Here is a 23162-nt window from a genome sequence, read left to right on the forward strand (position 1 = left end):
ATGAATCAAGGAATTACACAATGCGTATCGAACAAGAACTTAAGTTAGGTTTTAAAGATGTACTGTTTCGCCCGAAACGTTCTACCCTTAAGAGCCGTTCTCAAGTAAATTTAACCCGCGATTTTACATTCAAGCATAGTGGTCGTCAATGGTCTGGTGTGCCAGTAATCGCAGCAAACATGGATTCGGTTGGTAGCTTTGCAATGGCTAAAGCGCTGGCTGAGCATGGTGTAATGACCGCTGTTCACAAACATTACACGGTAGAAGATTGGGCTGAGTTTGCTAAATCAGCAGATAAAGTAACCATGAATAACGTTATGGTGTCTACTGGGACATCTGACGCAGACTTCCAAAAAACCAAAGACATCATGGCGCTTTCAGATGAATTTATTTTCATTTGTATCGATATTGCAAATGGTTACTCAGAGCATTTGGTCGAGTATGTTGAACGCGTGCGAGCAGAGTTCCCAGACAAGGTCATTTCTGCAGGCAACGTGGTTACTGGTGATATGTGTGAAGAGCTAATCCTAGCTGGTGCAGACATCGTTAAAGTGGGTATCGGACCAGGCTCTGTATGTACAACTCGTGTAAAAACGGGTGTTGGTTACCCGCAGCTTTCTGCAATCATCGAGTGTGGTGATGCAGCCCACGGCCTTGGTGGCATGATCGTCGGTGACGGTGGCTGTTCTTGTGCGGGTGACGTAGCGAAAGCATTCGGTGGTGGCGCGGATTTCGTAATGCTAGGTGGGATGCTAGCGGGTCACGAAGAGTCAGGCGGCGAAGTGATCGAGAAAGACGGCGAGAAGTTCATGAAATTCTATGGCATGTCGTCGAAGAGCGCGATGGACAAGCACTCAGGTGGTGTCGCTGGCTACCGTGCGGCCGAAGGTAAAACCGTATTATTGCCATACCGTGGTAGCGTTCACGGCACTATTCAAGACATCCTTGGCGGCGTTCGCTCAACATGTACATACGTAGGTGCAGCAAAGCTTAAAGAGCTAACCAAGCGTACTACATTCATCCGCGTTCAAGAACAAGAGAACAACGTGTTCGGTAAAGAGTAAATCGACTGTATGTAACAAGTGTAAAAAGCAACCATACGTTATATCTATAGCAGATAAAACTATACTATATGCAGCTATGAGCCAGAGTGAGATTGATTTCTTACTCTGGCTTTTTGCTTCTCATTTGTTTGCGCTTCAAAATTAACTCTAAGCGATTTTAATAGTTTGTCGAGATTCGACTTGTTCAAACGGTAATGATGTTGTAACTGGCATGAGCTGTAAAACGCTTGAAATCTGACAGTCTCTATTTAACCCAATATAGTCTTTGACATTAGCGACTCGCCAAGTCATGTCTCCGTAAGTACGCAGATAGAACGCGGGTGATTGATGACTGTTATGTCTAATAACGCTCCATTGGGTAATATCACTAAAAAAGACTTCAGGGTTATCGGATGTCTCAAACTCATTCGCCATGATGCCCAAAGGTATATCAACGCGATTAAGTAGCTTTTGTCCGAGTGAGAAGGCTTCGTCGAAGTTAGTTGGTTGTTCGCTTAACTGCTTAATTGCATAGGTTTGTACAAATCGAGACGGCGGTGTTGGGTCGGCGGGTAGACCCATCAAGCCAGCGCCATTGATTGATTGAAGTGGGCCAGGCACTTGGACATGACGTTGCATGGTTGCTTCATTGTTCGGTTCTGGGTTGTAGTTGCGCAAATTGGAAAAATAAGAGAGGTGATTGACATGCCAATGGTAATTTGGGCAGTTAGTCATTACTCCAACGTAGGAGTGGTCCACAACCACTTTATAATCATCAAAGTCGTATTCGGTACATTGATAGCGTGCTTGCTGATTTTCCTCTTTGCTCAACATATCGCTTTCTTTGAATGCTCGATAGATATGCATATTACCGTTAAGAAACTCAATGACGGCACTGTCATTATTTGCATCGTGAATCACGAAATGCTGGTCCAAAGCCATGTTGTCACTCTCTGTTTCACCAGTTGAAATAGTCGAGTTAAACACGTAAACGGGGTGGGTGGTGAAGTAGGTCACCATCTCGTCCACAGTATTAAACGTAGACAAGATAAAAGTACCAAACAGGCCGCTGCCTAATGCAAAGGCATCATCAGGGATGTGAGAGGTCGATACATTTTGATTGAGAATGGGCAAGTACAGTGACCCAACAGAAAGGCCAGATTCATTAATGCCATCAGCTGTTAAAAGAGGGTTATTATACCGGGTAATGGCATTGCAGTGTATGAAGCTCAACTCTCCCTGCCAATTTGCTCGAAACTCACATTCTTTACTGTGAAGTTTTGGCGGCTGACCATTGAAAACACGGTCGGCTTTTCCGTCGGAAGTAAAGGTCGTAATTTGGTAAGTTTGTTGGGCTCTAAACCAAATCTCGGTCTGAAGGTTAACTGCAAACTCCATGGTTCTAGCGGATAAGGTTTGGTTGTTGCAACCATAATTGATATTAACATCTGTACACATAGCCATGCTTTCCGTTGTTTATCTTGAATGATGAATATCCAAGAAACCCTCTGAATCAAATGCTTAGAGATTACGTGGATATAGATGAATTGCGCTTTAATAATGGTTTTAGCCATTGAGATAAGCGCATGCTATTAAGTTAAGCATTCAATCAAAAAAAGTCAGTAGCAGTTTAGTATCAGTTAAAATTGATATAAAAGAGATGAACTAAAGATATTACTTTACCTTATAATCACATGATACATATTGTTAATATCATTTTGTCTGATTTTATATTGAAATTATTATATATCTTGATGATTTAACGTGAAGGAATAAAAATTACAATATTTAGAATATGATTGAAAATGAAGGTAATTTGCAATTTAAATGCTGAGAAGTGAAACTGCCCGAGAAGTTGTGCAACTGTCTCGGGCGAAGTGATGAATCAGGTGAGCAGCTATAAAGTTTTCTCACAAGAACCGCTAAGTGGTGGAGATATTTTTAAATTATCATTAAAGATTTCTACAACGACGGGGCCTTTATTTTCATCTTTTGCATAGTATGCACAGGACTTGTCCCCAGTATAGGTTTTACCTGCCTTTTTGAAACTGTAATACCAGGAGTCATGGGTAGCGGCACCGGATTCAAAACTAGCAGATTCAGATTGTTCGCCAATATTCAAGTCGAAATGAACCTCCATTTCCGGAGAGTCTTTAAATCTCACATATCCGGTGATTTTATCGTTGGAGTTATTTTTAACGTAAAATGAACCCTTAGTTGTCATAATTTTTCCTCTTTTTTAATTTCTATACGTGATAGAACGGCCAAATGACGTTCTGTTAATATATGCTTTTTAAGATGCATATTGATGTTAAATGATGGTCTTATTAGTTCTAAGGTGATTAAACTTATCCTTAGCGTATTTTTCTTTTATACCGATTAAGTCGCGGTAGCTTCGATCAAAATAAACGCTTGTCGGAATTGCCGGATCTTTAAAGCTGATGAAGGCACCATAGGTTCCCGGTATATCAGCTTCTCTGGCTTTATCAATCCAGTCCATGGCTCTGTTTACATCAACAAGTACTGGGTTATTTTGTAGTTCTAGTTTTTGCTTTATCTCTTCATTCCACCAGGTTTGGTATTGGACTGTATATTGACACTGGCGGTAGGGGAAAGATATGTCTTCAAGGTCGTCTGAGTGATGATAAAAACCGCCAGTGATCGCCCCTAAGGTTACGTAACTAAATAGCCCTTGATCGCGGTTTTCTGGCTTTATCAAAGGTGAAGTTAAGCTTTGCAAAAGTGCAGTATAGCCTTCTGGTTTAAGACCTCGCTCTGACACCAATCGCGAAGTGATTTTGTGAGGTGCTGGGGCGTCATAATCGGGAGGGAAAGGAGAACCGTTTTGACACAAAGAATCGCGCCCCCATGTGCTCATCAGGGAGTGATCGTATTTCTTCCCGTCAAAGTCAGTGCCATGTGCTTCATAGACTTGAACTAAATCAGGGAAGCAAGCGCCAAATTGAACGGCTATAAATTGGTGAAGATCTTGTTCTGTTCCTTCCCAGTAGCCATACATGGTGCAGTGATGGCTGATGGTTTCAATATCACAGTGGTTAGATGATTCAGGCAGAGCATCAATTTGCAAGTTGGTGCCAAGAAGTTTAGGCGTATCGAGGCTTTTTATAGCCTGCTCCCAATTTTTTAGCACATCTATGGTAGGGTGCGTTGGTATTGGCTGAAGCATACCGTTGATTTTTGGATAGAGGTTCCACTGAAGCTCGAAGCGGTGGATCTCTTTGGGTAAAGGGAATGTTTTTACGCGTAGCTCGGTAACAATGCCATAGCTCATGCCTCCGCCGCCTCTTAGTGCCCAAAATAGGTGAGGGTTGGACTCTGCTGAGACTTCTGTGATCGTACCATCACCCAATACCACGGTTGCACTCACTAGGTGCTCACAACACATGCCGTATTTTCGCGTCCAAGGGCCCCATCCTCCGCCTTGAATATAGCCAGTCAACCCAACTGTGGCACAGGTTCCATGTGCAATCATTCGATCATGCTCTGCAAGTTTTGGTGTCAGTTGATAGAAGCGATAGCCAGCACCAATGGTGGCAATATTGTCACACAATTGGAAGGTCTTAATTCTGCTCACGTCAATCAAAATGACGTTGTCACCACTGCATTCACCTGCGTGATCATGCCCTCCTGAGCGAACACGAATCGGGAGATTGAATTGAGTTGCTGTTAGATAGGCTTGCTGAACTTCTTGCGTACTTTCGCACATGACAATGACAAAGGGTTGGTGTTGATAGCGAGTATTGAAGATGAGTGACTCGACTTGATATTGGTTCAAACCGGGAACCGGTGAAACCGTGTTTTCAAGAGGTGTCAGTAATCGTTCTTTAGGAAAACCGCACTTATCCATTTTCTGAATAAACAGTTTGGCATTATTGACTGAGATTGAGTACGCGCTAAGTACAGCGAGGCGTTGTATTTGAGGGTTAGGGTGCTGTTCTACCACTTGGTTTTCTTTAGTTCCCTGCATCCATTCATGTTCCATTATTTTTTCCATTTGGCTTATGTATTGAATAGTTGTTCAAATATTAAACCAAATGCATACATTCACCATATCAGTTTGGTATCAGTTGTTCTGTACAAATCGCCAAAAGCATCAGCGAGAGAGCAACAATATCTGGTTGATGAAAAGAACGATCGGCATCTGCGTGACCGTGGATAATTTATGTAGTCAAGTAGATCTGAGCCTAAATTGATACTGAACCAGAATGACGTGTTATCTACATTGAATGGGTCACTAACGACAATAAATTCAGTTGGAGAACACAATGAAAATGGACTCAAAAGAATCACAAGCAATTTTTACTGCTCATTATCAAATTGGTAACGGCTTACCTGGAGGAGTGAGCTTCGATGTTAATCTACTCGTGGCCAGCGAAGACAAATCAATAGTGGGTAAAGGACATATCTTTCAGGCAGTTAACCCACCGTTAAATGTGGTGTCTGATCTCAATGGTAGTTTCAACTATCAATGCACGATGCGTGATTGTCATATCATGGTGACGTTGCAGGGCTACCAGCCTTATCTAGGCATTGCTCCTTTAGGAGCTGATCTTCATAACGTAACGCTCAACCTCCTACTTAATGATGATTGGAAGTCAGGCGTGGCATTCTATCGATATAAAAATAGTTCAGGTAAATGGATTGAAGCAGCAAATCAACGCGTTACTCTACTTTTGCCTGAGCATGTTCCTAGCATCGAGAACTTTAAGGTGGAGCAAAATGATCTTGCGCCAGCATAAATCTCATCAGCGATGACACTGTGCCAAAACACAGATATTCGATGGTTTCGAATATCTGTGTTTGACGAGGTAAATCGAGTAAACACGATGACTTGACGGTGCAATTAATCGACTTTCTTCGTTTATTGAATATTTCATGGTTGAGTAGATGTGGAGAGCCAATGGTCGAGCTCATCAACACTTATTTGAGCCTGATTCAGTTGATGCTTACGCGCGGCCTGATTGAAGTTTAACAACTCAGAGACGGAGCTGGACTGGTCGAGTAAGGCAAGCATCAGATTCGCTTGTTCAATATAAAAATCACCCCATGGATGCGGATCTTCTTGGGTGAAGTTAGACAGCTTATCGCGATATTTTCGAAGTAGCGTAGGCTGCTTATACTGCCACGCTACTTGGATTCCTTGTTGGTAAAAGCGTAAATAGTTATGACCAACACAGGTAGATTCTAGCCAAGCCTCACCAGTGCGCAAAGCGGAGAGGGCCGTTGATTCATCGCCACAAATAAGTGCCTTGGTAGATACGAGCCAAGGACCAATAAAATTGTGTAGCTTATTGATATGAACAAGATCTAGAGCCGTGTCGATGTCCGAAAGGGCTTTCTCCTCTTTTCCCTGATACCAGTGCAATCTTGCACTGGACTCCAAAAGAAAAGCGACAAATCGATGAGCATTAAGCTGTTTTGAAAGTTGTAGAGCGGTCGAGATTTCGTTTTCAGCTTGCACCAAGACATTACGGTCGAGAAAGATCCATGCAGCCGTAAGCCTAGAAACAATTTCTGCTCGGCGGTTTGCCGTGAGATAGGCAAGATTCGAGGCATGCTGAGCCTGTTTTAGTGCTTCGTCAGATTGCAGTTGATAGATCATCACTGTTGCCAGCATGTAGCGATTAGCAGTTTCAATCGAAAGCAACTGATGCTCTTCACACAGTTGCAAACACTCGGTTAAGTGCTCGTATGAGCGAGCCATTTTTCCTTGTGCGTAGGCACAATCACCGAGGCCGCCAAGCGATTTTGCTTTCGCGCGAAAACAGTTTGCTCGTTGACTGTAATCTAATGCAAGTAAATGTTCTTTCTCACATTCGTCTAGCTGCCCAGTGGGGAACAGCATATTACCTCTCATCGAGTGAATTTCACACAAAGATTTATTTAACGTCAGCTTTTCGCACAGGGCTTGGGCTTGGTCTAAAATCGACATCGCTTGTACAAAGTTGTCGGTTAAACGGTAGGGGTTAATGAGGTCTAAATAGTATTGAACACGTTCAGAATCATTTTCTGTGTGATGAATCGCTTGCTCAAGAACCTCAATACTCTCTTTGATGCGTCCCATCGAATACAGGCAGTTTCCTTTCATATTTAGTGCATACGCCATCTGTGCTTTAGGTGACTCTTTAATAGCGTATTCAATAAGAGTCAGTGCTTTTTCAAATTGATAATTGCTCAGGTAATGTTTGGCGGTCTGGTCAAGAACAGTAAATACACCTTCGCCCTTGGCATGATTGATATGGACTGCATATAAGAACCGATCTCGGTTCTCATACCATTTTGCGCAGGCCATGTGTATTTTTGAACACTGTGACTTGTCTATTTGACGGAAAACAGCATTACAAATCAAATCATGATGGAAAAGGTATTGATCGCCATTGAGTTTTACTAAGCCAGCGTCGACTAACTTATCTGGTACGTAGCCGGGAATTCGAGTGATTTCACGCAGTTGCTCCAGTTGAAAGTACTGCCCCAACACAGATGCAGTACAGAGTGCTTGGCGATCTTGGGCTGGAAGTTGAGCTAATTGTATCGAAACTAAATGTTCCAATGACTCCGGAACGTCTTTATCAAACTGAGAACAAAGTAGTGTTTGGCGTAAGTATAGAGGATGGCCTTTCGCAAGCTTTATACAGTCATTGATATGTTTATTCTGTTGGCATGTGATTGAGCAAGCTAACTCGTAAGACTCTTCAGATGATAACTCCCTAAGTTCGATTAGATTCACGTTGGCAAACCAAGATTGTTTGGAACTAAGTCGTTTTTGCTGCCTAAACGTCAGAAAGAGTAAAATATTGGTGTTTGTAATATAAGGTAGCAGTGTCTCAAGAAATGCCAACATTACCTCGTCGGCCCAATGGACATCTTCAACAATAATCAAATGCGGTTTGCTGGTCTGCCGTTGTTGAATTAAGAAAGGGATAGATTGCTCTATCGTTTGTTTCAGCGTTTGGAACTCCATTAAGTTCAGCAGCTGTTTTTCTGATTCGTTGAGTGTTACCCCCATTAACCAATAAAGGCAGAGATGGAAAGAAGAGGGAATTGATGACTCGACAGTCTGCTGACGAATAGAATCATCGGTATCTTCACGAGTAAATGAACAAATTGCCCGAGTGAATATATTTTGAGGGGACAAGAGATCAGCACTGCCATGATTCAGGATTTGAATCTCTGTGGTTAAACACGAAGAACGACTCAAAGACGAAATGACCTGGTTGAGTAGGCTGGTCTTTCCTATCCCTGCGGTACCAGTAATACAATACGTTTGGCCTGCTTCTTGTTTTTGCCATCGCTTGATTCCGCTATTCAATGTTTCTAGTTCAAGTTTACGCCCTACGAAACAGTCAGTATGGTTTTGGTGTAAGGATACAAAATGCCAGTTGTTGAAGTCTGGCTCTCCTGTTAGAAAAGGTTTTATTGGTCTGGCACAATTGGACGAGATAAAGCAAGGACAAGCAGCTATTTCTCCCCAAGGGATTTTAACTAGGATTTCATTGATTGGGGTTATCGCATTCGGATGTTCCGATAGCTCAGTGATTCGATGCATGTATTTCACATTGATAAAAGACCGAATCGAAGCCGAAAGAGCAACCTTTAATTGAAGGGCTAGTTGTCGAATTCGCTCAAAAATATATTCGTCCGATTCCTGTAAAGACCAAGTAAGAACAAACGTTCGGTTTTGTATTATGGGTGTAGTGTTTTGGCTGAGAAGTAAGGTTTGCAGAGCCTTTGCGGTCAAATCACACTTTGCTTCGATTGCAAAAATAAAAAAATATGGTGGTGATGAAGATACATTTGTAAATAATGGTTCTGAGGCCCGATCTATTAAAAGGTCCTCTACGGGGACAGAAAAGTATTCCGCGAGATTGGATGCGGTACGATACAGCACATTCGCCCCAGACTCTGCTCGCTTTATAGAAGCAATAGATACGACAAAACCCTGTTGAAAGCATTCTTCCGCCAGTCTTTCTTGGCTCAGTCCTAATTTCTTTCTCAGTTCTTTGAGTCGTAATACGTTGAGTGGAATTCTTCCATCCCTATTTGCCATATTTCACTCCGTTGTAACGTATAGCTTTTCCCAGTAAACCTGAATCGATTGGATATGTTGATTGAATAAATTTATCTTATTTCACCACATATAATACTAGTAGTTAAAATGTTATATACGAAAATGAAATGGGCATTTTAATCTTCAAACCACCTTAATTCATTGTTATATTAGTGGTGTTTTTTTATTAATAATTTTGATATTTATTTTTGTGAGTTCATGTTTTTCTTAATAAGTTTTTTGAAATGTCTTTAAACTTATATCTTTTAAAAGATTGCACACCTTAAACTTATATTGGACTTCATTAAACTTTAAAAATTAAATTCTTTAATTTTAGAGATATAAATTGACAATCTTATTTTTAGTGTTTTTTTTGATCTCTATTCTGGCTAACTGATTTTTTCTAGTCTATAAATCAAATATCGGCAATTTCAAAATAACTGCCGAAAAAATTATTTTAATTTCAATATTATAAATAGTTGGCTTTATACTATGGATATTGGCTTTTTCTGCCTGTTAAAAGGCTTTCATATTACACCACACTTGAGTGCCGCGCTTACCTCTATTAAGGAGACTGCGTGGCTGCCATATGTCAAACGATCTTGCCATCGAGGGGATTGGCAAGCGCTTGCTTTAGAAGAATCCTATCGAAAGGCCTATTACCCTAACTATTTACTACTCTCTGAATTTACAGGATTAGAACTGTTTTTATCTCAATTTTTCTGCCCAATTTTGTCAGTACGGTTTATGAAGTTAGAGCCGGGAGCTGAGATATTGTAACGCGGACCTCTGGCATATGTTTTTCTCAAGTACAGGTGTGTTACATCATTAACTACTGCTACAGCGGCAAGTGAGGTTCATGAATTATGCAAAAAGGCTCATCTATAGAATTCTACCAGCAACGTCCTCAATCTCGTGAGACGGTCGGTGTTGAAGAAGTGCAGCAACAAACTCAACAGTTTGGTTTTGCTGAACCCGAAATGGATGAGCTGCTTAAGTACTCATTACGGACTCAACTTGAGGCTATGCTCCAAAACCAACTCAGCACGGCTGAACGCCGACGACAACTGAAAGAGAGTTTCGCTGCGGCAGTTGAGCTCGTATTGAAGGAGACGAAAGTTGAGCACCGAACACTGGTGCAAGCCTTTCAGACCATGTATGGCAACGCTTGCCAATCTCTTTCTCTGGCTAAACTCACTCAAGAGGAACTGACCCGACAGTACATTTCCACGTCTGGGCTGGTGATGTCCCCACTTAACTGTAAACACACCATCAAAGATGTGTACCGAATTAAAGGCTTTGCGTGTGGTATAAACAAAGCTATCCAACATATGCTTGCCAACAAGTCACAGGTTAAAGTGCTTTATCCAGCTTGCGGCCCCTTTGCACCATTGCTGCTGCCTTTACTTGCTCACTACAAACAAAGTGATCGAATTAGCGCAGAGCAGCTTCAGGTGACACTAGTAGATATTCACCCCGGAGCCATTAAAGCACTCAATCAATTGATCGCGGATCTCGATATCGCAGACTACATTGAAGCCTTAGTGGAAGAAGATGCTACCCAATTTTCGCCAACTCAAACGTTTGATCTCCTGATACTTGAAGCGATGCAGCATGGCTTTAGTCGGGAAGGGTTCTTCAGCATCGCGAAACATTTGGTTCAATATTTACATATTCAAGGCGAAATGATCCCCAATCAGGTATCTGTGCGCGCCATGATGGTCATCGGGGAGACGGAATTTAATCAACAATGGGAAAAAGCAGAGTATGCACATTCCAACCATTGCCAGCCGGAAGCGATCGATGATCGAATTGATCTGGGAGAAATTCTTAACGTCAATAAAGCCATGTTGCTCAGAAGCGAGATTTTTGAGCTAGATGGTGGAATAAAAATGCTGCAAGGCAACACCATTGAGCTGCCGAAAGATGTGCCAGATATGGCAAAACGTATCCTCGCCATTTACAGCCATATCGATACTTACGGAGATGCGATGGTCGGACAATACGACTCTGGTATTACCCATCCTAAACCCGACATGACTTTTTATGTGGATGCCAAGCCCAAAGCTGTTGAACACCATTACTTTGAAGCGAAGGGAGGGGATAAGGTCAGTTTCTATTATCAGTTAACCGGATTGCCAGGTTTTGTCGCCACCCATGGATGATTTCGATATGCAGCAAAAATACGTCGTTTTTACAGGAAGTTGTTACGCCTTGCCCATCATTCAGTTGTTGGCACAACAGCATAAATTGGCGGGCGTGGTAGTACCGGAAGGAGAACTAAATCCTGACTTACAGCAGCTACAGAGCTATCTGAGCGCTCAATCGATTCATATTGCTCAGTATACCGCCAATGACAGCAGTGCTTTGATAGCGCAACTCGATGTTTGGCGAGTCACGGATGGCGTTATCTATTTGTTCAGGCACATAGTTCATTCCTCGCTGTGTCAGTTTTTCAACGGAAACTTGTACAACATTCATCCGGGAAAGCTGCCCGAGTATCGAGGCCCGATGCCTCTCTATTGGCAATTAAGAGAGGGTTTAGACACCTTTAGCCTCACCCTGCATCGTCTTGAGGCATCGGCTGATTCCGGCGCTATAGGAATGGAGTTAGAGGTACCATTTCACCCGTTTGAGACCTTAACCAGTGCTCAGCAAAAAGCGTCACAAATGACGGCTAAGCTGATGTATGACTTCCTCATCGCGCAACAAAAGCAAGGGCTGGTTTGGCGTGAACAAGTATCAAACCCCAACGAAGTGGCACGAGCAGTAAACCAACATGATCTGCACCTTCGTTGGAACGTGCAAACGAGTCGCGAAATCGTCAACTTAGTGCGAGCAGGCAATCATGACTTCGGTGGTGCGATGTTGAGCTTGCCAAGTGGTGTCGCCAATGTTTTGCAAGCAAGCGCAATGGAGACTTCTTTAGTCGGTGTTGAGGCGGGGAGAATTCTCGAGATCAGCCCACAACATGGGTTACAAGTGAAAACGTTAGATAGCGCCATATCAATAGATGTTATTGCTACACCGCAAGGCGTATTTTCGGGTTATCGCTATGCGCAAATGGCTGGGCTAGATGCTGGGATGTCATTGCTCCAGCACGCTTCTGCTTGTGAGTAAATAAATATCTCAATACGGCTCTTTGCGGCAGTGATGAAGCCCGTAACGGTATTTAGTAATGTGAGATTGGAAAGTTTTAACCAACCACACCAATTTCGTTATGGGCTGGTTTTAACTTAAGTGTATACGTTGAAAGGAAGAACAGTATGGCTACAGAACCGTATCTTGGGACACTAACCGCATTTGGTGGCAATTTTGCAATTAGAAATTGGGCAATGTGCTCGGGGCAAATGCAGGCAATTGAAGATAATCCAGCGCTCTTCTCTCTAGTTAGCACTCTATACGGAGGTGACGCCCGAACTACCTTTGGTTTACCTGATTTGCGTGGCCGCAGTCCAGTTGGTGTAGGCACACGACCTGGGGGGATGGATTATCATCAGGGAGAAAGATTGGGTACTGAACTGGTAACTATTGATATAACTCAAATGCCAGCACACTTACATACGGCAATTTTTACCCCTCTTGGCACTTCTGCACCTGTAACAGGCAGGATGAAGGTTGCTACCAATGCTGCAAATACACAGGTACCCGATAGTAATTCGTATATAGCGCAAAACTCTACCCCCGGGTTCTATAAACCGACGTTTCAGCAACCAGATTTGACCGAGATCGAAGGCTTAAGTGTGTCTGGTGGTGGCTCGGGCGGAGGTACTGTAGCTGTGACTGAAACAGGCGGTTCAATGCCACTTAATATTTTGAGCCCGGTATTGCCGATTAATTGGTTAATTGCCACTGCGGGAGTATACCCACCACGCAGCTAATCAACCAAGAAAGAATTGGCTGAAACTATCGCTAATCCTTTCCTATAAAAAAATTAAACATTTAAGTTGATTATGATAACCCGGCTATGTTGATAAGGCCGTCATCTTCAGGAGAGGAAAATGAGATTACGTCGTCAGGTAGCGATCGCAATTACAACAGCATGGGTGTCCTCAGCGTTTTTTTCCGGTGAAGCCTGGGCTGCACAGCAAACGATTAACTACTCTAATGGTTCAGGTTCCAGTTTTAGTGAGGTGGAGACCGGCGTCACTGGGGGTATGCCCTCGGTCACTCTTACCAATGCAGGTGCTGTATCTATGGTATTAGATGCCGGCAATAGCACTGATAGCACTCCGTTTACTGGCCTAAATGACCTCGGATTTGTAGCTGGTGTTCTTTACTCAAATACCATGATTAATGAGTTCAACAATCGTGGCTTCCGCTTTTTTGAGAAATCAAGTACTAACTTCAGTTTCGACGAAATTACCTTTATGCAGGGGTCGGCGCGAGACTCAGATAAAACGTATCAACTTGTGTTAACTGGCTTCTCTAATGATACTCAAACAGTGACCGAAACTGTCACCTTGCCAAAAGGTGGTGAGGCAAACTCAGGGTTACAGGACTTGTTTACCCTGACCCGTGGTACAGATTTTAATGATTCGGCATGGCAGGACGTTGATACAGTGACTATGGCGTTTACCCGAAGTCCGGGTGCTGACTCTCGTTATCTTATCAGAAGTATCAAGATTGATGACGCTGCGGTTTCAGACTCTACCGCGCCTACTTTTGTCAGTGCGAGCTCAACCCCCACTGATGATGCAACCAATGTTTCTGTTAGCAACAACATCGAGATTGCCTTCGATGAAAATATTGAGCTGAAGAGCGGCAATATTACCATTCGTAATGTTACCGACAGTCGCGACTTTGAAGTATTTAATGTTGCCACCGAAAGCGATGGCACAACAACATCACCAGGCGCTGGTCGCATCAGTGTTACCAACAATAAAGTTTACTTAAACCCAACCAGTGATCTGGCAGGGAACCGGACCTACGCCATTCATATTGAATCCAGTGCCGTGGCTGACAGCGCAAATAATAGCTTCGCTGGGATCAGCGATGATGCCACATTTAACTTTACGACAGTCGATACTACGCCAAATGCGCCATCTACACCCGATTTAGATGCTAGTTCGGATACCGGGTCATTAAATACTGATAATATTACCAGTGACACTACACCAACGTTTAGTGGGACTTCTGAGAGTGGATCGATCGTTACTTTATACAGTGATCAAGTCGGTGGAGGTGCAACGGTTATTGGCACAGGCACTGCTACTGGAGGAAACTGGCAGATAACAACCAATGAGTTGGCGTCTGGTATTACACATGCAATAAGTGCTAAAGCGTCTGATAGCGATGATAATGTTAGCTCGGCATCCAACGCGTTAAGTGTCACCATTGATACAATAGCACCATCCGTAGTGAGCATTACCACGCCGATTGAGGCTGACAGTATCGTCAACGCTGCAGAAGACAACGATGTGTTGATCGCTGGCTCCGGCGCGGAAGCAGGCAACAGCGTGACCGTGACTATCACAGACAATAACAGCTCTGTCAGTCGTACGGTGACGGCCGACAACTCAGGCAACTGGACGCTGAGCGGCAGCGAGCTGGATGTCAGTGGCCTGAACAATGGCACCCTGACGGTGTCTGCAACCCAAGCAGATATAGCAGGTAATATCTCCACCGCAGCTAGCCAGAGTGTTACCCTAGACAATGCAGCCCCATCAGCAGTGACCATCACCACGCCGATTGAAACCGATGGTATTGTCAATGCGGCAGAAGACAACGACGTACTGATTGCTGGCTCCGGCGCGGAAGTAGGCAACAGCGTGACCGTGACTATCACGGACAATAACAGTTCTGTCAGCCGTACGGTGACGGCCGATAACTCAGGCAACTGGACGTTGAGCGGCAGTGAGTTTGATGTAAGTGCGTTTAACAACGGCACCCTGACTGTGTCTGCAACCCAAGCAGATATAGCAGGTAATACTTCTACCGCAACCACCCAGAGTATTACTCTGGATAATGCAGACCCATCTGCTGTAATCATCAATACGCCGATTGAAACTGATGGGATCGTCAATGCGGCAGAAGACAACGACGTACTGATCGCTGGCTTCAGTGCGGAAGCAGGCAATAGCGTGACCGTGACTATCACGGACAATAACAGCTCTGTCAGCCGTACGGTGACGGCCGACAACTCAGGCAACTGGACGTTGAGCGGCAGTGAGCTTGATGTCAGTGGCCTGAACAACGGCACACTCATAGTTGCTGTGACGCAATTGGATACGGCGGGTAATACCTCCAGAGTGACCACCCAGAGCATTACCTTAGATAACGCCGCACCATCAGCTGTGACCATCACTACACCGATTGAAACCGATGGTATTGTCAATGCAGTGGAAGATAACGATGTGTTGATCGCTGGCTCCGGCGCGGAAGCAGGCAACAGCGTGACCGTGACCATCACGGACAATAACAGCTCTGTCAGTCGTACGGTGACGGCCGACAACTCAGGCAACTGGACGTTGAGCGGCAGCGAGCTGGATATCAGTGGCCTGAGCAATGGCACCCTGACTGTGTCTGCAACCCAAGCTGACATAGCAGGTAATATCTCCACCGTAGCCACCCAGAGCGTAACCCTAGATAACGCAGCACCATCCGCTGTTACCATTTCCACGCCGATTGAAATAGACGGTATCGTCAATGCGGCAGAAGACAATGATGTGCTGATTGCTGGCTCCGGCGCGGAGGCTGGCAATAGTGTGACCGTGACCATCACGGACAATAACAACTCAGTCAGTCGTACGGTGACGGCCGACAATACCGGGGCTTGGACGACTATTGGCAGTGAGTTTGATGTAAGTGCGTTTAACAACGGCACCCTGACGGTCGCGGCGAGCCAGAGCGATGCGGCGGGCAACACCTCCAGTATAGATAGCACAACAATTACGTTAGATAACGTGAGGCCAACTGTTTCTTTGAGCAGCTCAGACCTTGATTTGATCTCTGGCGAAACGGCGAGTATCACGTTCACCTTAAGTGAGTCCTCAAGTGACTTTACTGAGTCAGATGTCACCGTCACTGGCGGCAGTTTGTCTAACTTTGCGGGCAGCGGTGACAATTACACGGCCACCTTTACGCCGGATAGAGACAGTACAAGTACAGCGACGATTAACGTGGCGGCAGATTTCTTTACCGATGCTGCCGGGAATAGCAACACTGCTGCGTCTCAACTGTCTATAACCGTTGATAGTTTAGTGCCGAGTGTGACTATCTCCAGTGATAAATTGGCGCTGAAAGCGGACGAAACGGCGACCATTACCTTTACCTTAAGTGAAGCGTCGAGCGATTTTACCGAGGCGGATATCACGGTTAGTGGCGGTACTTTGTCTGGTTTTGCTGGCAGTGGTAGCAGCTACACTGCGACCTTTACACCAACGGAAGAGAGTGCGACGAGCGGTACTATTGAAGTTGCCACAGGCACATTTACCGATGCCTCTGGTAACACCAATAGTGCAGCTACACCACTTTCCATCAGCGTCGATACTGTGCTTCCAACCGTTAGTATCACTAGCTCCAGCGCTGCGTTGAAAGCGGGTGAAACGGCAACACTCACGTTTACCTTGAGTGAAGCCGCAACTGATTTTTCCGAAGCCGATGTGACCGTGGCTGGAGGAACTCTTTCTAACTTTGCGGGCAGTAGCGCCAGTTACACGGCTACCTTTACACCTGCAGAAGAAAGCACTGAGGATGCAACTATTGATGTTGCAGCCGAGAAATTTAGCGACGCAGCTGGCAACCTCAATACAGCAGCGACTCAGTTGTTGATCTCAGTGGATACGGGGATCCCGACTGGACATAGCATCAGCATTGATCAGGAGAGCATTAACAAAACCAACGAACAGGCGATGAGCTTTACCTTCGCAGCAGCTGAAGTGAACGCGATGTTCACTTATAGCGTGACCGACGGTACCACGACCATTGACGGCGCTAGTCAAACAATTTCTTCGGAGACCATGCAAGTAACGGGCATTGACGTCACTATTTTGCAAGAGGGGACGTTGACAGTAAGCGTGGTGGTAACCGATGCCGCAGGCAACGCATCTGATGCAGTGACGGATACTGTGACCAAACGCTACGATGTCGCGCCAACGGTAGTTGATGATAGCTTCTCGACTGAGGAAGATACGGCGAAACAATTTAATCTGTTAGCCAACGATTCCGATGTTAATGATGACATGGTCGCTTCTTCTACAACGATTAAAACGCAACCAATTAAAGGTCAGGTGTCGATCAGCAACGGCGTTGTTACCTATACGCCAAATAATAATGAGACAGGCACAGATAGCTTTACCTATACCGTGAAAGATGCCCTGCTGCAGGAGTCGCAAGAGGCGACAGTGACCGTCACTATCATGGCTATAAATGATGCGCCAGTCGCTAAAGCGCTGACCATCAACACCGACGAAGATACCGCAAGCGCAGCAGTCAGCGCGCGTAGTCAAGCGGAGGATGTTGAAGATGGCATCCCAACGGGTGATTTATCGTTAGTTAGTTTGCCTCAAAAAGGACAAGTAGCCATTGATCAAACTGTAGGCACTTTTGTATATACGCCGAATCCGAATGAAAATGGTAGCGATAGCTTTACTTACACGATCGCAGACAGTGAAGGCGGCGTTTCTCTTGCGGCCACGGTCAGCGTCAATATCGGTTCCGTCAATGACTCACCAGTAGCGGAGGAAGACAGTTTTACTTTTGATGAAGATATCACATCGACACTCGATATTTTAAGTAACGACAGTGATATTGAAGATGGGTCATTCACCCCGAGTAGTATTACCCTGCAAGATCTTGGTCAAGGAGAGGGGGTATACAGTTTTGCCACGGTCAGTGTCAATGTCGATGGGACCTTAAAGATTGTGCCAACAGCGAACGTTAATGGTCAACATAGCTTTACCTACATGCTAACCGATAGTGGTCAAGCAGTCTCAGTGCCTGCAACCGTCACGCTCAATATTACGCCAGTGAATGATGCCCCCGTTGCTGTTGATAACAGTGCACAACTACTAGAGGGAGGCTCCTTCGAGGTCAATGTATTAGGCAATGATAGTGATGCCGATGTTGGAGACAGTTTTGAACTCACTAGTGTCACAGTCGTCGATACGCCAGCACATGGCAGTGTGAACGTGACGGCGTCAGGAGCGATTGTTTACAACCCCAATGAGAACTACTTCGGTGAAGATAGCTTCACCTATACGGTGGCAGACTTAGCAGGTGCTGTATCTAACGCCGCAACAGTGACCATGACAGTAACACCAGTCAACGACGCACCAATGGCGCAAGCACAGTCACAAACGCTTGATGAAGACAATAGTTTGGTGATCACGCTGGTTGGTTCAGATATTGATAACGATGATGACACTCTGCAGTATCTTATCACTGAGCAAGTCAGTCATGGCGTGCTAGAGCAGTTGACCAATAATAGTTGGCGCTATACACCAGAAGCGGACTTCAATGGCTCCGACTTCTTCTTGTTCAAGGTCAACGACGGTGATCTCGACTCGACAGAGGTTCGTGTCGATTTGACGGTTAATGCAGTCAACGATACACCAACCGCCACCGATATCAGTGCTACGGGAGAGGAAGAAATACCGCTGACCATTACTTTAAATGGTAACGATGCAGAAGGCTCATCTTTGAGCTATCAAATTGTAAAATCGCCAGTCAACGGTAATGTTACCGTCACAGGCAATCACGCGGTTTATACGGGTAACAGTAACTTCTTTGGTCAGGACAGTTTCACTTACAGCGTAAGTGACGGAGAACTTACCTCTGGAGTGGCGTTAGTGACCATCACGGTGAATAACGTTAATGACGCGCCAGTGATTACGGGTACCCCATCGGCGCAAGTTGATGAAGATAGTGTGTATCAGTTTGTGCCCGCGGCATTGGACAATGACCCAGCGGATACTCTGACCTACTTGATAGCTAACAAGCCACCTTGGGCTACATTTGACAAGACAACAGGAGCGCTTTCTGGCACGCCAAATAACCGTTATGTGGGGACTTATCCAGGTATCGTGATTAGCGTATCCGATGGCTCTATTTCTTCCTCATTGTCAGCTTTTTCGATTATTGTGAATAACGTTAACGATGCACCCGTTATCTCTGGTTCACCAGCAACACAAGTGAATGAAGACAGCACCTATCTGTTCACGCCACAAGTGTCAGATGTTGACAGCCAAGCCTTCACCTTCAGTATCGTGAACAAGCCATCTTGGGCTAGCTTTGATGCATCAACAGGCACGCTTAGTGGTACACCAGATAATGGTGATGTTGGCAAATATCAGGGCATTGTTATCTCGGTTTCTGATGGTCTCACGACCACAATGCTCAATAGATTCAGTATTGTGGTTAACAATGTCAATGACGCGCCAGTGATCAGTGGCACTCCTGCTATTACCGTCAACGAAGGCAGTACGTACCGCTTTGCGCTGCAGGCATCGGATGTTGATAGTAGTAGCTTGAGCTTTTCAATCCGCAATAAACCATCATGGGCAACCTTTGATAGAGCAACTGGGTTGCTAAGTGGTACGCCGGAAAATGAGCATGTTGGCAGCACCAATAATATTGTTATTAGTGTCTCAGACGGTGAGCTAAGCACATCTTTAGCAGCGTTTAGCATCACGGTAATCAACGTTAATGATGAGCCAGTGGCGGTTAATGATACCTATGTCTTTACCGAGAGTAACGATGGTAGCTACTTATTGGATGTACTCAGCAACGACAGCGATGTTGATCTAGATACATTACAACTGGAATGGGTTAAACCTACATCTGGAACGGCAACGATTGTGGGCAGTCAAATCCAATTGGTAACGACCTCAATTGGTACAGTGGCAGTGCAATACAGTGTGAAAGATGGTAACGGTGGAAAGGCCACCGCGAAAGCAATCGTGACAATTAAAAGTGCGAAATTGGACGCACCAACAATAGCCGCACCTTCAGATATCGAAGTGAACGCAACTTCGCTCTTTACTAAAGTTGCATTAGGCTCTGCTGTGGCACGAGATAGTACAGGCAAGCTATTACCTGTTTCATTGGTCGACAGCACGACCTTTTTCCGACCTGGAACTAATACGGTCTATTGGCGCACTCAAGACTCTGATGGAAACGTCGCTGAGGCTAGTCAAACGGTAACAGTGTATCCACTGATAAGTATCTCCAAAGATGCGCAAACCACGGAAGGCACCAACCATAGCGTATCGATACACCTTAACGGTCCTTCGCCGAACTACCCAGTAATCATACCTTATTCGGTTTCAGGAAGCGCGGACAGTGATGACCACACGCTCACCTCTGGTGAAGTGGTGATACCTAGTGGTACCGAAGGCAAACTTTCGTTCGAACTACTTAATGATGGACAAAATGAAGGCGTTGAAACCTTAGTGATTGATCTGGACAGCACCCTTAATCTAGGTAGTAAGCGTCGTTACACCTTGACAATCTTTGAAGAGAATGTGGCTCCGAAGGTCACGGTAAGTGTATCTCAGGCGGGGGAGCAGCGGAGCCAAATTGAAAATGGTGTTGAACCGGTCACAATCACGAGCAGTGTTAGTGATGCAAATATGTCCGATATACACAGTTTCAGATGGAGTAGTGATAGCGATGTACTTAACCAAGCGATTGCGGGGCAGATGTACAGCGAAACATTGACTTTCTCTCCGCAATTACTGAGTTCAGCGATTTACAATTTGCAATTGACAGTTACTGACAATGGCACTCCACCATTATCAGTGACACGGAATGTCTATTTAGAAGTGGTACAAACATTGGCGGAGCTCGGGAGTGAAGACAGTGATGGCGACTTAATCCCGGATGATCAAGAAGGTCATAATGATAGTGATGGTGATGGTATCCCTGATTATCTTGATGCAATTTCTGACTGTAACGTAATTCAACAGGTTGTGTCAGAAAAAGATCGCTTCCTCATTGAGGGGCAGCCTGGTGTCTGTTTACGCAAAGGAATAACCATTCTGACTAACACAACAGGAGGAGCTTTATTGCTGGATGAGGAGCTTCCTAAAGATATCAATATGAAGAGCATAGGGGGAATCTTTGATTTTGTAGTAACTAATTTGCCGCTTCCCGGTCAAAGCTATCAATTAGTTATGCCTCAGCGTTTACCTGTTCCAGCAAATGCAGTGTACCGAAAGTATAATGCTGAACAGGGGTGGGTAGACTTTATTGAGGATGCTCAAAACACAGTTTCTTCTAGTGCTGGCGAGGCTGGTTATTGTCCGCCACCAGGGCACAGTTCATGGTCACAGGGTCTGACTGAAGGTGACTGGTGTGTACAACTTACCATTGAAGACGGTGGCCCGAACGATGATGACGGATTGGCTAATGGCAGTGTCGTTGACCCTGGCGTCGTTGCCGCTCGTGTAAGCAATAATACACTCCCTCAAGCGATTGACGACAATGCGTTTGTTAGTCTCAATGGTACGGTGACGATCGATGTATTGAGCAATGATACCGATGCTGATGGTGATGGGCTGAAGGTAAGTCGCGCTTCTGTAGATATTGGTAGTGTTAGTGTGGTTGATAACAAACTAAGTTATGTCACTCAACCACAGTACTACGGGGAGGCTTTGATCACTTATAGCGTAACGGATGGTAATGGTGGAACGGGATCGGCGAAGGTGACGGTAAATGTGGTAAACAGTCAGAATCCGAATGCGGTGGACGATAATATTACCACCGATGATCGTACCCCTGTCACGGTTTATGTCCTTGCTAACGATACCGATCCGGATAACGACACATTGAAGTTGGTTTCAGTCCAAGCGCAGTATGGGCAGTCGGTCATGAATGCAGATCAGAGCGTGACCTATACCCCTACCTCTGGGTTTGAAGGCAATGATGTGTTGACATATATCATTCAGGATAGCCAAGGCCTGCAAGACGCGGGGAAAGTTATAGTGACCGTTAAGTTGGTAAGAGATGTAAAGGTTGAAAATACTTCAGCAGGATCATTGGGTGGCATAGTGTTGATGCTTTTGATTTTGTTAGGAGCCATGCAACGTTATGGAAGAAACAGTGCTCTAGCACTAATTGCTGTGTTTAGTTTTAGTAGTCAAGCGGGCTGGTATGTTGATGTTCAAATGGGGTCAAGCCATGCAGATGAGCGTGATGCTGTTAAAGGTGATAACGTAATCTCTACTGACAACACCGGGTTCTATCGCTCTGTCGGGTTGGGATATACTTTTTCTGATCAATGGTCTGGAACTATTCGTTATATTGATATGGGTGAAGGTAGTGCTACATTGCGTAGTGCTACTACTTCACCAGAAGACTATCACGCCAATGTCGCATCTATAGCCCCACTCCTTGTTAAGGGCATGGGCTTCGACATCGGTTATAAGTTCTGGCAATACAATTCATGGTCCGCAAAACTGAGTTTGGGGGGCTTGTTCTGGGATACCGATATTGAAAGTACGTATCAAGGCAGCAAGATAACGACGGAAGTGGATGGTTTTGATGGATATATTGGTGCAGAAGTTGGCTACAACCTCTCAGATAATTGGGAGATCGGTATCCAAGGCGCTCGTTATTTTTTACATGAAAATGATGTTGATATAATTGCGGTACAACTTCGTTATTTTTTTGAGCCGTTAACAGCGTATTAACCTAGGGTTTGGTATTTTTCGATAATTTGTATCCTAAGCGATCATGAAGCGATATGGTAAATTACTGGAGATTAATGTCGTGATTGTGATCTTTATTATATAGGTCAATACTCTATAACAAATCCTTAATTACCTTGAAGTCTTTTCTTCTTTAACATCTAGCGAAAGATAGTGTTTTGATATAGTGTTAAGCAGAACTTACTGTTCGATATTAGAAAAATAAGGTTCATTGAATGCTCGATGTGAACTTAAAAGAAGATGATTTACGCAATAGGGTTGCTGGTGGCGCTGAAAGTGTCAGCGTGATACGTCGCTTTACTTGAACCTAGTGCGTCTACAGTTGAAGAAATATAGTGTTGGGGCTGAAGCCAAACCAAGCGGGTTAGAGCGACACAATTCGTAGTGAACTCTTATTTG

At 44.7% G+C, this 23162-nt stretch carries 10 protein-coding genes; 6 read left to right on the plus strand and 4 right to left on the minus strand.

Translation table 11 applies throughout. From position 1 onward, the window contains the following. Positions 1-20 precede the first annotated feature (20 nt). The gene (locus R7Q41_RS06995) at positions 21-1064 is read left to right on the plus strand and encodes a GMP reductase (RefSeq protein WP_005373458.1); all 1044 of its coding nucleotides are present in this window, start codon (positions 21-23) and stop codon (positions 1062-1064) included. 147 nt (positions 1065-1211) lie between these two features. Here the strand turns inward: R7Q41_RS06995 and R7Q41_RS07000 are convergent, their stop codons facing one another. The 3 genes from R7Q41_RS07000 to R7Q41_RS07010 all read right to left on the minus strand — a co-directional run bounded on the left by R7Q41_RS07000 (position 1212) and on the right by R7Q41_RS07010 (position 5046). Further along, on the minus strand, positions 1212-2501 hold the full coding sequence (locus tag R7Q41_RS07000; RefSeq protein ID WP_262606142.1) for a linear amide C-N hydrolase: 1290 nt from the start codon (positions 2499-2501) through the stop codon (positions 1212-1214). A gap of 439 nt (positions 2502-2940) precedes the next feature. Continuing rightward, positions 2941-3267, minus strand: coding sequence for a hypothetical protein (locus tag R7Q41_RS07005; RefSeq protein ID WP_005373454.1), 327 nt, complete (start codon positions 3265-3267; stop codon positions 2941-2943). A gap of 87 nt (positions 3268-3354) precedes the next feature. Continuing rightward, positions 3355-5046: an FAD-binding oxidoreductase gene (locus tag R7Q41_RS07010; RefSeq protein ID WP_005373452.1), complete on the minus strand. Its 1692-nt coding sequence runs from the start codon at positions 5044-5046 to the stop codon at positions 3355-3357. A 283-nt stretch (positions 5047-5329) separates the two neighbouring features. Between R7Q41_RS07010 and R7Q41_RS07015 the strand changes: the two genes are divergently transcribed. Then, positions 5330-5803: a DUF1842 domain-containing protein gene (locus R7Q41_RS07015; protein ID WP_005373450.1), complete on the plus strand. Its 474-nt coding sequence runs from the start codon at positions 5330-5332 to the stop codon at positions 5801-5803. A 134-nt stretch (positions 5804-5937) separates the two neighbouring features. On the opposite strand, the gene R7Q41_RS07020 is transcribed toward R7Q41_RS07015, so the two are convergent. After that, positions 5938-8610 carry an ATP-binding protein gene (locus tag R7Q41_RS07020; RefSeq protein ID WP_230850652.1) on the minus strand — a complete coding sequence of 891 codons (2673 nt, stop codon included), beginning with the start codon at positions 8608-8610 and terminating at the stop codon, positions 5938-5940. 1367 nt (positions 8611-9977) lie between these two features. Here R7Q41_RS07020 and R7Q41_RS07025 point away from each other — a divergent pair. The 4 genes from R7Q41_RS07025 (at position 9978) to R7Q41_RS07040 (ending at position 22745) form a co-directional block, all read left to right on the plus strand. Continuing rightward, entirely contained in the window at positions 9978-11276 is a 1299-nt protein-coding gene (locus tag R7Q41_RS07025) for a hypothetical protein (protein WP_318108143.1), read from the plus strand. Next, the gene (locus R7Q41_RS07030) at positions 11269-12231 is read left to right on the plus strand and encodes a formyltransferase family protein (protein WP_005373444.1); all 963 of its coding nucleotides are present in this window, start codon (positions 11269-11271) and stop codon (positions 12229-12231) included. Before R7Q41_RS07025 ends, R7Q41_RS07030 begins: the two co-directional genes overlap by 8 nt. 146 nt (positions 12232-12377) lie before the next feature. Beyond that, positions 12378-12992, plus strand: a complete 615-nt coding sequence (locus tag R7Q41_RS07035) for a phage tail protein (protein ID WP_054576103.1) — start codon at positions 12378-12380, stop codon at positions 12990-12992. Positions 12993-13307: 315 nt separating this feature from the next. Next, the gene (locus R7Q41_RS07040) at positions 13308-22745 is read left to right on the plus strand and encodes an Ig-like domain-containing protein (protein WP_411979064.1); all 9438 of its coding nucleotides are present in this window, start codon (positions 13308-13310) and stop codon (positions 22743-22745) included. Positions 22746-23162: the final 417 nt, after the last annotated feature.

This window comes from Vibrio sp. 2096 (assembly GCF_033339595.1).
Taxonomy (GTDB): Bacteria; Pseudomonadota; Gammaproteobacteria; order Enterobacterales; family Vibrionaceae; genus Vibrio; species Vibrio alginolyticus.